This window comes from Sporomusa sp., from assembly GCF_035561255.1.
GTDB lineage: Bacteria > Bacillota > Negativicutes > Sporomusales > Sporomusaceae > Sporomusa.
Genome location: NZ_DATMXX010000129.1, coordinates 1 through 11,769, shown reverse-complemented (window position 1 = coordinate 11,769; position 11,769 = coordinate 1). Strand labels below are relative to the sequence as shown.

General features: G+C 42.4%; 13 protein-coding genes. 5 read left to right on the top strand and 8 right to left on the bottom strand.

All coding sequences use genetic code 11. The features are described from left to right. The 3 genes from VN379_RS07445 to VN379_RS07435 all read left to right on the top strand — a co-directional run. A partial coding sequence (locus VN379_RS07445) for a hypothetical protein (RefSeq protein WP_325532394.1) occupies positions 1–364 on the top strand: 364 nt, incomplete at its 5' end. A gap of 102 nt (positions 365–466) precedes the next feature. Beyond that, positions 467–1,015: a LytTR family DNA-binding domain-containing protein gene (locus VN379_RS07440; RefSeq protein ID WP_325532392.1), complete on the top strand. Its 549-nt coding sequence runs from the start codon at positions 467–469 to the stop codon at positions 1,013–1,015. Positions 1,016–1,035: 20 nt separating this feature from the next. Next, positions 1,036–1,470 (top strand): hypothetical protein, encoded by a 435-nt coding sequence (locus VN379_RS07435; RefSeq protein ID WP_325532390.1) that lies wholly within the window; start codon positions 1,036–1,038, stop codon positions 1,468–1,470. Positions 1,471–1,519: 49 nt separating this feature from the next. Here VN379_RS07435 and VN379_RS07430 read toward each other — a convergent pair whose 3' ends face one another. Then, positions 1,520–1,681, bottom strand: coding sequence for a hypothetical protein (locus tag VN379_RS07430; protein WP_325532388.1), 162 nt, complete (start codon positions 1,679–1,681; stop codon positions 1,520–1,522). A 44-nt stretch (positions 1,682–1,725) separates the two neighbouring features. Between VN379_RS07430 and VN379_RS07425 the strand changes: the two genes are divergently transcribed. Next, the gene (locus VN379_RS07425) at positions 1,726–2,880 is read left to right on the top strand and encodes a cysteine desulfurase family protein (protein WP_325532386.1); all 1,155 of its coding nucleotides are present in this window, start codon (positions 1,726–1,728) and stop codon (positions 2,878–2,880) included. Positions 2,881–3,067: 187 nt separating this feature from the next. Here VN379_RS07425 and hcp read toward each other — a convergent pair whose 3' ends face one another. The 6 genes from hcp to VN379_RS25125 all read right to left on the bottom strand — a co-directional run bounded on the left by hcp (position 3,068) and on the right by VN379_RS25125 (position 9,681). Continuing rightward, entirely contained in the window at positions 3,068–4,783 is a 1,716-nt protein-coding gene (hcp, locus tag VN379_RS07420; protein ID WP_325532384.1) for a hydroxylamine reductase, read from the bottom strand. 96 nt (positions 4,784–4,879) lie between these two features. Further along, the gene (locus VN379_RS07415) at positions 4,880–5,602 is read right to left on the bottom strand and encodes an ATP-binding protein (protein WP_325532382.1); all 723 of its coding nucleotides are present in this window, start codon (positions 5,600–5,602) and stop codon (positions 4,880–4,882) included. 258 nt (positions 5,603–5,860) lie between these two features. Continuing rightward, positions 5,861–6,133: a cyclodeaminase/cyclohydrolase family protein gene (locus VN379_RS07410; RefSeq protein ID WP_325532380.1), complete on the bottom strand. Its 273-nt coding sequence runs from the start codon at positions 6,131–6,133 to the stop codon at positions 5,861–5,863. 59 nt (positions 6,134–6,192) lie between these two features. After that, on the bottom strand, positions 6,193–7,110 hold the full coding sequence (locus tag VN379_RS07405) for a serine hydrolase (protein WP_325532378.1): 918 nt from the start codon (positions 7,108–7,110) through the stop codon (positions 6,193–6,195). Next, positions 7,107–9,458 (bottom strand): hypothetical protein, encoded by a 2,352-nt coding sequence (locus tag VN379_RS07400; protein WP_325532376.1) that lies wholly within the window; start codon positions 9,456–9,458, stop codon positions 7,107–7,109. Before VN379_RS07400 ends, VN379_RS07405 begins: the two co-directional genes overlap by 4 nt. Before the next feature lie 109 nt (positions 9,459–9,567). Then, positions 9,568–9,681 (bottom strand): WG repeat-containing protein, encoded by a 114-nt coding sequence (locus tag VN379_RS25125; RefSeq protein WP_414714969.1) that lies wholly within the window; start codon positions 9,679–9,681, stop codon positions 9,568–9,570. A 712-nt stretch (positions 9,682–10,393) separates the two neighbouring features. On the opposite strand from VN379_RS25125, the gene VN379_RS07395 reads away from it, so the two are divergent. After that, positions 10,394–11,143 (top strand): class I SAM-dependent methyltransferase, encoded by a 750-nt coding sequence (locus VN379_RS07395; RefSeq protein WP_325532374.1) that lies wholly within the window; start codon positions 10,394–10,396, stop codon positions 11,141–11,143. A gap of 203 nt (positions 11,144–11,346) precedes the next feature. On the opposite strand, the gene VN379_RS07390 is transcribed toward VN379_RS07395, so the two are convergent. Beyond that, the coding region (locus VN379_RS07390; RefSeq protein ID WP_325532372.1) for a hypothetical protein at positions 11,347–11,769 on the bottom strand (423 nt) is incomplete at its 5' end.

Here is an 11,769-nt window from a genome sequence, read left to right as displayed (position 1 = left end):
GCTAACAGCAGGTGATTATATTATAATAGGTAGCTGGGCAACAACAATATTATTAGGAAGCGCTGTCAGCTTTTATCAGCTCATTCGCCTGGACGTAAAGGTAGATAAAAAACAGTTTCTCATCCAACTGCCAGGTAGTTGGAGTACCCTAATTGTCATGCTACTTATTTTTTCGTCAAAGTATTATTTTAGCTATGACCTGGCAATAAATCCACATCATGCCGAACTAACAGAATACAAACTTAGTATGATTGCGGTATCTGGATTACTTACTGGTTTTTTACAAGGAAGGTTAGTAGGTTATCTTTATCATTTTAAAAATAGCGCCAATTCCAACCTTGGAGTTAGAAAAACGCTAATTTAATGGATATAAACTCAGTATTTGCGAGATTAAATGAGGCATATACAGGGAATTAGGCCATCTTCGCCGAACTCCTTAGTACCTGAATAATAAGGAGCATTAACTGTGCAGATCAATCTAATTTGTTCCAACCAGTTGAGGAAACTCTTAACTGAGACCATAGAATCACGTGGCCTATCCATTACCCCAAATGCCAGGCTATCGTTTGTAGAAAAAGGGTTTGATTTGCCAGAGCAAGGACTTGCTGTTATCTTTGATTATCAATCATTAGATGACCTGTCCGACTTCTTGGGATTGCTCAATAAAAAGCCAGAAAACATCAAAAACATCATTATTGGTCGGCGACAAGACAGTGAGACCTTTGAAATCATATCATATGAAGACATCATGTATTTTGAGGCCGAAGGGAATTATGTCCATTGCATAACCAACAAGGACAATTTTCGGGTAAAAAATAAACTGTACGAATTAGAATCCACATTATGTGAGCAAGGCTTTATTCGTATCAGCAAGTCACTACTAGTAAACATCATGAATATTACAGAGATCATTCCGTGGTTTGGCTCTAGACTACTACTCAAACTAAAAAACAAAAATGAAGTTGAAGTATCCAGAAATTACGTTCGAGAATTTAAAGAATTTCTGGAAATTTAACTACCCTAGGAGGAATTATTATGCGCCAAACTATCATAGCATCTCTACTGAATATGTTGTGTGCAGCATTCATTGGATTACTAGTAGGCATCGCCCTAATGTTTGTATACACTGTCGAAAATCCACTACGCTATTTGGCAACCAGTTCACTGATAGGTATTATAATCGGTACTACAACGAAAATATCAGCAATATTAATGCATCAGTATGGTTCCCAAAAGCTCTACTGGTCATATATACTTACCTTTATTATTACTTTGATTGGAAGTATTCTTGCATCTCTCGGTGAACCATTAACTACTACATTGATCGTGCTATTGATTGCCGAACCCCTTTCTTTACTAATCACATTTATGAATGTCAAAAACATCTGCCATCTAAATAATGGTCTAAAACGTAAACAAGCACTGTTTAAACAAAGCAAAATAAACGTTTCAAGGGGGCGGGGTTACTGACATCTTTTATGTCGATAACTCCGTCCCCTTGAAATCCCGTCGCTGCAGCCTATTCTTTCCGGTTGAATTCGATTTTTTCCTCCCGGGTGCTTCCATTAACAGCTATCACCCGGGATATGGCGGCTTGGTGCGACATCTTCTTAGTTCGCTGCTTCAATATCAAACTATTTTCGGCATTGTCAAGGATTTCCCGCACAACTGGAGAAAACATACAAAAGTAGATCCTCAACATTGTATTGAATAAGGGTGAGACGCATGGAAAAAAAGCTAGTATACGTTGATAATGCAGCAACAACGGCTCTTTCCGATAAAGCGCTGGAGGCGATGCTTCCCTATTTTGGCAAGCATTATGCAAATCCTTCTGCTATACATGGTTACGGTCTGGATGCCAAAGCTGCCCTTGAACATTCCAGAAGGCTTATTGCTAACGCTATCGGAGCTAAAAATAATGAGATCTTCTTTACTTCCGGGGGAACTGAGTCGGATAACTGGGCGATCCGGGGAGCCGTAGAAATGCGCTCGGCCAAAGGAAAACATATCATTACAACCACTATTGAGCACAATGCGGTGATTAAGACAGCTGAAGCCCTTGAAAAAGAGGGCTATGAGGTAACCTATCTTCCTGTCGACAAATACGGCCGTATAACGCCGGAGCAGCTATCAGCCGCCATAAGGAACGATACTGTTCTAATAAGCGTCATGATGGCGAACAACGAAATTGGTACCATTTTACCTATAAAGGAACTGTGTGCCATAGCACATAAAAGGAACATTCTTTTCCACACGGACGCAGTACAGGCGGCTGGACACATCAAGCTCAACGTCAGAGAACTGGGCATCGACCTGCTGTCCATGTCCGCACACAAATTTCAAGGTCCCAAGGGCGTTGGAGCCCTGTTTGTAAAAATCGGCCATACCCTTACCCCCTTTATGCATGGGGGAGGACAGGAAAAAGGTTCAAGATCCGGAACTGAAAATGTACCGGGTATAGTGGGTATGGCAGTTGCCTTGGAAGAAGCCGTAACCCATATGGAGGATAATCACAGAAAAATTATCGCCATGAGAGACAGGCTTATCCAGGGAATACTGAAGATTCCCGGCTCCTACCTGACAGGTGATCCGGAAAACCGTTTGCCGGGAAATGCTTCTTTTGCCTTTGAGGGAATGGATAAAAAGCCCATCGTTACAACATTAAGCAAGGAGGGCATTTTTGCCAGTTCGGCAAGCGCTTGCAGCGCAGGCGCTATCAAGCCCTCGCGTATATTGCTGGCAACAGGCGCATCCGAATCACTTGCCCATGGTACCCTGCGGATTACACTAAACGAGCATAACAGCGAAGAGGATATTGACTATTTACTGACAACGGTCCCTTCAGTGATATCCTGGCTGCGTACCGAATTTAAGGGTTAGATGAGAGCACACCGCATTTTGGGTCACAGCTCTATTAGAGCGCATCCTTGAGATCAAGGAACGCATATCATTTCGCCCGATTGCTGCTTTGGCAAGAATAATATCAAAAAATATTCGCCTAAACCAAAGTCTAGGCGAATACAGACTACTTATTAAACATTAACCTACTCTTACAATTACTAAGGACTTAAGCCATGAACATTTTGATATCTTCTTCTGGATTGGTAACACCGCCAATGCCAAAGGTCTCAACAAGAACCTTGGCTACATTCGGTGAAAGAAAACCAGGCAGCGTTGGTCCGAGATGAATATTTTTTACACCAAGATATAACAGAGCGAGGAGTACAATGACGGCTTTTTGCTCATACCAGGCAATATTGTATGATATCGGCAGTTTATTAACATCATCCAGACCAAATACCTCTTTAAGTTTCAAGGCAATTATGGCGAGGGAATACGAGTCATTGCATTGTCCGGCATCCAGTACCCGGGGAATACCACCGATGTCACCAAGAGGCAGCTTGTTGTAACGGTACTTGGCGCACCCGGCTGTCAGAATGACAGTGTCCTGCGGCAGTGCTTTGGCAAATTCGGCATAATAATCCCGGCTCTTCATGCGTCCATCGCAACCAGCCATTACAAAGAAGCGTTTAATGGCACCACTCTTGACTGCGTCCACTACTTTATCAGCGAGAGCCAATACTTGATTGTGAGCAAAACCACCGACAATCTCGCCTTGCTCTAATTCTTTTGGCGGTAGGCACTTTTTGGCATGAGCAATAACGGTGGAGAAGTCTTTAGGCTTCCCATTGACCCGCTCGCCAATTTGCTTAAGTCCTTCGAAGCCTACCACGCCGGTTACATACACTCGGTCTTTATAACTGGGCTTAGGCGGCACCAGGCAGTTGGTAGTCATCAGGATCGGACCATTGAAGGTTTCGAATTCTTTGTCCTGTAACCACCAGGCATTGCCATAGTTACCGGCAAAATTGTCATATTTCTTAAAAGCCGGATAGTAATGAGCAGGCAGCATCTCACCATGAGTATATACGTCAACGCCGGTGCCTCTGGTTTGTTCCAGCAGTTCTTCAAGGTCTTTTAAATCATGACCACTTATGAGAATGGCCGGGTTATTTCTCACGCCAATATTGACCTTGGTAATCTCCGGGTTGCCATAGGTGCTGGTATTGGCTTTATCCAACAAAGCCATAACATCGACGCCGTATTTGCCGCATTCCATCACCAAAGCAACCAACTCGTCGGCAGTTAATTTATCATTGGTAGTAGCAACAAGCGCTTTTTGCATAAAGGCAAAAATGGCATCTTCCTTATAGCCTAATGTATAGGCATGCTCAGCATAAGCAGCTATTCCTTTTACACCATAAGTTAGCAATTCACGCAGCGAACGGACATCTTCGTTCTCCGTTGCCAGAATTCCGACTGTGGCTGCCTTTTCTTCAAAGGTCGCCGCATTATCAGCAAACCACAGAGTGCTGTCATGAGAAGCTTCTGCCGCCCCATCACCTGAGAACCATTCAGTTACTTTCCGCCAGATGGATTTCGTACTGTTATTTGCAGCTTCTATTGCTACACCGGCTTTTACTAAAGCAGCTTTCACATCTTCGCGCACGCTTAAAGCTTGCTTAATGAGCGTAATAAAGTGCTCTTTATCAAAGTTAGCATTGGTAATGGTGGCAAAGAGGCCTTCCATGATGAACTTATCAGCAGCGGGGGTGGCAATGCCTGCCTGGCGTGCCGTCAGCGTATATACTGAGATCCCTTTGATTGTGTAAATTAATAGATCCTGCAGATTAGCAACATCAGCAGTTTTACCACAGACACCACGCATGGTGCAGCCTGTTCCTTTAGCGGTCTCTTGACATTGGTAACAAAACATTGACATATTTTCTCCTCCTTAAATACATTAACATTAGAAATACTGTTGATAACAATTATAGTGAAAGCTTAGTCTATTGACTGTGACGCAAATCACGATCATTTAGGTCTCTTCCAAAACATCGCCATCTGTACTGATGGTAACAACTTGCCAGGGAATGATTTTTCCGCTATTACTTAGAGCCTGTTTAACAGCAGTAACGATGCCTCCACAACAGGGTACTGACATGCGCAATACTGTGATACTCCGGATTTCATGTGCATTAAGAATTGCTGTCAGTTTATCAGCATAATCGGCATCATCTAATTTAGGACAGCCAATCAGGGTAATTTTATTCTTCATAAAATCATGATGAAAGTTAGCATAAGCATAAGCTGCGCAATCTGCCGCAATCAATAGCTGGGCATTATCGAAATACTGAGCATTGACGGGAACAAGCTTTATCTGGCAGGGCCACTGGCGCAGTTGGGACTTTATTTCTATTGATTGTTCGGGTACGTGACTGGCAGAATTTTGACGGTCAATTAGCTTAGCGCTGCTTCCCGGACACCCGCAAGCCAGCTTGGGAGCCTCAGTCTGGACCGGTTTTGCTTCCTGATGGCGTTTTACCAGCTCTTCGTCAAAAGCGGTTGCCTCCCGCTCTTCTATCGTTATAGCGCCTGTTGGGCATTCTGGCAGGCATGCTCCCAGGCCATCACAGTAGGAATCGCCGATCAATTTTGCTTTTCCGTCAACTAACTGTAGAGCACCTTCATGACAAGCATTTATACAAAGTCCGCAGCCATTACATTTCTCTTGGTCGATGTTAATAATTTTTCTAATCATCTGTATTCCCTCCTTTTTTAAACCACTTATGAGTTCAGCATAATCCAGTAATAATCTGGTTATTATTTACCCTGGAAGATATCATCTTTTACTTAATTGTAATCGTTGCACCTACAGGAAGCAGTGACGTATATCACACATTTGATAATTAAACAGTATAGAAAAAAGCAGCCGCCACGGCTGCTTTTGCAGATTTTAAATTTACGCATTTTACACCATATAAGTTGGTAGTATTAGACTTCGCTTGGTTTAGCAAATTTACCGTAAGCTAGTTTTTAACATATCAAATTTAACATGTAGAGCAGCAACTCGGACTTGAAATCCCTTGACAAGTGTATCATCCTTGATTAGCGACAAGTTTATTTTGGCAGCAGCAATCGAACCTTCAATACCTGCTTTTAACACCAATAAACCTATCTTTACATCACCTAGTACACCATGCTTAACCTTTGGCAATAAGAGTAAGCCTGGTTCTAATGCGGTTATGCAGGCTGCACTTATTTTTAGAGGTACCGCAATAGCTATAGCCAAAGCTCCCCAAAAGACGCTGGAAGCAAGGGGGATCATACCTAATATAGCGGCCAATGCAGTTAACAAAATGGGCCGAGGACACAGTTATCAAAAACATCTGCATAACATTTGCTTTGTGCGGACGGGGTTGCTTGAATCACATACACTATGTTTTTCTCCGGCAGTATATTCAGTTCCTGCCCGCCATAACCGCGGCAAGCGTAACCGCCATCAAACAACCACCATAGAAAACCATACTCTTTCGCATTTAGCGACGGCGAAACAGCTTCCCTGATATATCTCTCACTTATAATATCTTTGCCGTTATCCAAAAATAAAAAGCCGATTTTGGCAAGGTCACAGGCTGATAGGTTGGACTGTTCTTCATAATTCGGATTTTTACTTATGTTATAATCAACGCCATTTGTAAATTGGGCCCAGGAGCCGCTTGTGATTCCAAGCGGCTCATATAGATTTTCTTTACAAAATAGATACGCACTCGTTCCTGTTGCTTTGCCGATAATCGCCGACAGTAATATAACATCCCACTCTTTATACACAAATGTTGTTCCCGGCACATTAGCCATAGCCGTATCCGCAAGCTGCCCTATACAGTTTTCCACTCGCCAAAGCTGTTCAAGCATTGGGCAGTGATAATGAATGCCACTATGCCAATAGATTCCCGACGACATGGTAAGCAAGTGCCGAATGGTAATCAATTTATGATAGGGATGAATGTTGTCAGCAAACTCATCCAGATAATTTGCAATCGGCTCATCCAGGTGCTTAATATACCCTTTATCCAAACAGATGCCTGCACAAATGGACATAATACTTTTCCAAATAGATTTAATGTTATTGCGGCTGTGCTCATTACATCTGTTGTAATATCTGGCCAGGACAAGTTCGGAATCCTTATACAGCAAAATGCTGTTAATCAGCCGGTATCGTTTTTGTTTTATATATCCGTCTATATAGCTCGCAAGCTCCTCATTCATTTTAAATACCGCCCGATAATAGAATTGTTGTTGGTTCTCAATTCCGAAGGATTCCCCGTCGCAATTATATTGCCGCCCTCACTACCGCCGCCAATGCCCATTTCGATTAGATAATCGCAGTTTGACAGCACATACGGGTCGTGCTCGGTAACAATAACGGTATTGCCTTTATCTACAAGCTCCTGCATCAGCTCCATAAGCCGCAAACTGTCGTGAAAAGCAAGACCGGTGGTGGGCTCGTCCAATATATACACGGTATCTTTGGCATTTTGCCCTTTTGCCAGTTCTTTCGCCAGTTTAATCCGTTGGCTTTCGCCACCGGATATTGTGGGTGTTTTCTGGCCAAGAGTGATATAGCCCATACCAACGCGTAACAGTGTAGTGAGCATGTTTTCTATAGGTTTATCCTTATCTTTGAAAAACGCCGCTGCCTCGTCAACTGTTAAGGATAAAACATCTCTGATAGTTTTGCCATCAACAATTACTTCCAATGCTGCGGGAACAAAGCCTGTACCGCCACAGGCTTCACACTCTAAATTAATAAAATTTCCAAAGCCCACATGATAATGCAGCTCGCCGTCCCCCTTGCACAGCTTACAGCCGCCTTGAGAGTTGACGGTAAACAACCCTGCCGGCAGTCCGCTTGCTTTCGCAAACAACGTACGAATGCGGTCAAACATACCTGTATAGGTGGCAGGACAGGAAGTGCGGCTTCTACCGATTGGCTTTTGATCGATAACGAGGCATTTTTTTATGTATTCGGTTCCGCTGATTGCAACAGTATCGACTTCATAGGCAGTTTCGTCATCCTCCTCATCCATCACACATTTTGTATTCAAGATTTCCTTTAGCTTGGGAACAAGGGTATCGGCAATAAGGCTCGATTTGCCGCTGCCGGACACTCCCGCAACGCCAACCAGTAAGCCCAATGGAATGCTGGCGCTAACATTTTGCAGATTATGTAAGCAGGCATTTTCTATTCGTAGGATTTTCTGTGCATTGATAGGTTTATACGTTCTTTTAATAGTAAAAAGGCTGTCGCTGCTCAAATAGGGGGCTGTATTGGAATGGCTGCAGCGCAAAAACTCGTCAAAGGAGCCTTGAAAAATCCGTTCACCGCCATAGATTCCAGCGTTTGGCCCTAAATCGATAATATAATCGGCGCTGCGCATAAAGGTTTCATCATGCTCAACAGTTATTACTGTGTTGCCACGGTCAACAAGATTTTTGAGAATTTGAATTAGCTGCGCTTTTTCCACGGCGTGCAGTCCGATTGTTGGTTCGTCAAATATAAAAATAATGCTATCCATTTCGGCGATAATATAGGAAGCTAAGAATAACCTTTGGATTTCGCCGCCGGAGAGTGTAGGAACAGGGCGTGAAAGTGCAAGATGATGCAAACCGACGTCAACCATACAGTTCAGCTTGGCAAGTATTTCAGCCAATAACGGTGTTTGCCTGAAGGCGGCGTTACTCAAAAATATACATAGGTCTTTGATATACAGTTTTTCAAGCTCAGCAACAGTTTTCCCCATAATCAACGTATGCGACGCCTGTTCACCAAGCCCTGTGCCGCTGCATTTAGGACAAGAGCATCGACTCATATAGCCGGCGTCGGTTAACAGATCTTCAAGCCGGCCTGATATAGAGAAGGCGCCGTTTGTAATATGTGTTATCCACGGTACAAACCCCATGAAAGCGGACTTGCCATTATCGCCGTATTGCAAATAGAATAATTGTTCAGCCGTTAGCGTGGCTAATTTTTGTGTTGGTAAAAGGTTATGGTATTTGTAAAAGCTGTCAAGCATTTTTTTAGTGCTTCCCCGCTTACCCAGACCAAGTGCAACATCCTCTATTTTTAGTGACATATCCGCAAACAGTTTTTCTTCATCAAGCCTTTTGACAATCCCGGTGCCCAAACATTTCACACACATACCTTTAGGAGAATTTCTCTGAAACATCTCCACAGAAAGCGGTTGTCCATCATCGTATTTGTTGTCGCGTTCCCCAGCTGTTGCGAATAGCATGGCAAGCATATTGCTTATTTTTGTTCTTGTTCCAACTGTGCTGCGGGGATTGGATTGACGGATAATACGCTGCTCTACCGCAACGGTTGGTGAAAGCCCGGATATACGGTCAAACATCGGTGCACTGTCTATCATAAACTGCGTACCTGAAAACATTAAATATCGCCTTTTGCCTTCTTCGTAGAGCGTATCAAAGGCAAGACTGGACTTGCCGCTTCCCGATATGCCGGTAATCACGGTTAGCTTATTTTTGGGAATTTCCACATCAATACCTTTTAAGTTATGGATCCGTGCATTCTTTATCTTGATATACTCATTCATGAGGTTGTTCCTCCAACTCACATTCCGGCAAAGAACTTTCGCAGGGATTATTAGCCAGTATAAATCCTGCTTTTATCCATCTTTTTGCTTATTTCTATTTGTCCACATATTATTTACCACTCATGCAGCATGAGGTACCGGCCCCTGGCGGATAAAGCCCATTTTCTTTGACCGAAGCCAAGCCCTCGCTGAAGTATGGAGCCCTGTCGTATTTGGGTTCCACCACAATGCGCAAAATTATTGTTTTCGCACATATATAAAAAAACCGTCCCAAAAACACCTTGTTAAAATAATAATAAAACGGTTATAATATACATAGGATATTAAGTACGCCCCTGCTCGTAACAGGGACGTTCGGGAATACAGGAGGCTATTTGGTAACTTCATGGATGATTTTATCACCTATAGAGCACCGCTTGAAACGGTTAGCCTAAACCATTTCGTTTTCAAGTGTATAGCACTCACCCTCCTATATTCAGTTTAGGGACGAGTTCGCCGCTCGTCCCTTTTCCATTATACAGGAAATTTTAGCCAGCAGGGTACACTCTGCTGGCTTTTCGTTTAAATTTGTCAGACTCAGGGACGGTGGTTGTGTCTTGGGGAAGGATTTATCGAAAGGATAAAAGAAGCTAGTACCGCCGTTCCCCTGTCTTCTGTTGACGGAAAAAATGATCCAAACCCAATAAATGATAATCTGTTATTGAAATAGAACATACATAAGAATATGATCAGACTAACCGACAAGTGTCCAGATGTCTCCAGATTTACTGTCCGCATGTTGCCGGAACGGTGTCCGGATTTGGCCGGATTCGCCGTCCGGATAGTCCGGAATACGCAGTCCGTTTTTTTTGCACAACCTTATTTGTATGGTGTGTGTACGTTATAATAGGTAAACAAATGAGCAACGAGCAAAATTTATATTAGTGGAGTTCATCATGATGAACAAGTATAGTGTTTATAAAACAAACAGCTGCTATTGGGATAAAAAAGGAAATGACTTTTTAGGAGCAATCGTGCTTCCTTTTTATGGAGCATTTGTCTCAGAAGAAAAATGCCAACTTTTTGGCGATGTCTCAGGAAAAAAGATGTTAGAGATAGGCTGTGGAAACGGTCAATCCTTGCAATATCAGGGGGATCGCAAAGCATCTGAACTATGGGGTATGGATATATCAGAAAAACAAATCGAAAAGGCAAAGCAACATTTGACGGCGTGCGGTCTTTCAGCAAAATTGATCTGTTCTCCCATGGAAGAAGAATGTGACATACCCGTGGATTATTTTGACTTTGTTTATTCGATTTACGCCATAGGCTGGACAACCGACCTTGCTGGTACTTTTTACCGGATCGCTTCTTACCTCAAAAAAGACGGCGTATTTATTTTCAGTTGGTCTCATCCTATACACAAATGTGTTGTTGAAGAAAATAATATGCTTGCTTTTAACAAATGTTATTTCGATGAATCCTGGTATTCGGTATCTCTTGATCTTTGTCAAGGTACGCTAACATTATCGGACCGCAAACTATCAACCTATGTGAATGCGTTGGCAAAAGCAGGGTTTGTTATTGAACAAATGATTGAGGAAACCAACAATGAAATAATGCAATTGCGGGATGAAAACAGTGATCTCGTAAAAAGAGCTAAGATGTTTCCTGTAACCTTCGTTATCAAAGCAAGAAAACTTTAAGCTGGATAGTATAAGCATTTGTTTCCGATGGCTCCCAATCAGCCATAAGTATGGATATATAGGTGTAAAACCGTTCACCCCCTTGTAATTAATAAGAGGGTTGAACGTTACCTCTTTATCAAGCAAAACCAACTAAAGAAAGTCGTACCTTAATAAAAATAAATCAACTTCTGAATAACTCAAGCCTGACCCTAAAATTACTCCTACCAGTTCTCTATAAACTCTGTTGCTTCTTTATCTCTCCCAAGTTTACCCAAGAGGAAACCTTTTCTGAATAAGGCCAATCCCACCCGATTCCTGATTTCCTTATTTTTATAATCTTTGTATTCATTTACCAACTCATCATAAACAGCAAGTGATTCTTCATATTTCCCTAATTTATCCAGAAAAAGGCCATTGTTAAATAAAGAGTCAGCGACCATGCTTCTGATTTCACTATTATCACTATCTTTAAATCCGTTGATCAATTCATTGCAAACAGCAAATTCCTCTTCCTCTTTCCCTAACTCAGTAAAAAGATAACGTTTGTTTAATAAAGCTTTAGCGACCTGAAGCCTGATTTCACTATTGTCACTATCCTTAAATCCATTGATTAATTCATTGCAACCGGCAATGGCCTCGTTATA

Excerpts from the sequence above, each read along its gene's own strand:
- VN379_RS07405 (WP_325532378.1), bottom strand. The coding sequence starts at position 7,110 with ATGAATGAGGAGCTTGCGAGCTATATAGACGGATATATAAAACAAAAA.
- VN379_RS07430 (WP_325532388.1), bottom strand. The coding sequence starts at position 1,681 with ATGTTTTCTCCAGTTGTGCGGGAAATCCTTGACAATGCCGAAAATAGT.
- VN379_RS07415 (WP_325532382.1), bottom strand. The coding sequence starts at position 5,602 with ATGATTAGAAAAATTATTAACATCGACCAAGAGAAATGTAATGGCTGC.
- VN379_RS07435 (WP_325532390.1), top strand. The coding sequence starts at position 1,036 with ATGCGCCAAACTATCATAGCATCTCTACTGAATATGTTGTGTGCAGCA.
- VN379_RS07425 (WP_325532386.1), top strand. The coding sequence starts at position 1,726 with ATGGAAAAAAAGCTAGTATACGTTGATAATGCAGCAACAACGGCTCTT.
- VN379_RS07395 (WP_325532374.1), top strand. The coding sequence starts at position 10,394 with ATGATGAACAAGTATAGTGTTTATAAAACAAACAGCTGCTATTGGGAT.
- hcp (WP_325532384.1), bottom strand. The coding sequence starts at position 4,783 with ATGTCAATGTTTTGTTACCAATGTCAAGAGACCGCTAAAGGAACAGGC.
- VN379_RS07400 (WP_325532376.1), bottom strand. The coding sequence starts at position 9,458 with ATGAATGAGTATATCAAGATAAAGAATGCACGGATCCATAACTTAAAA.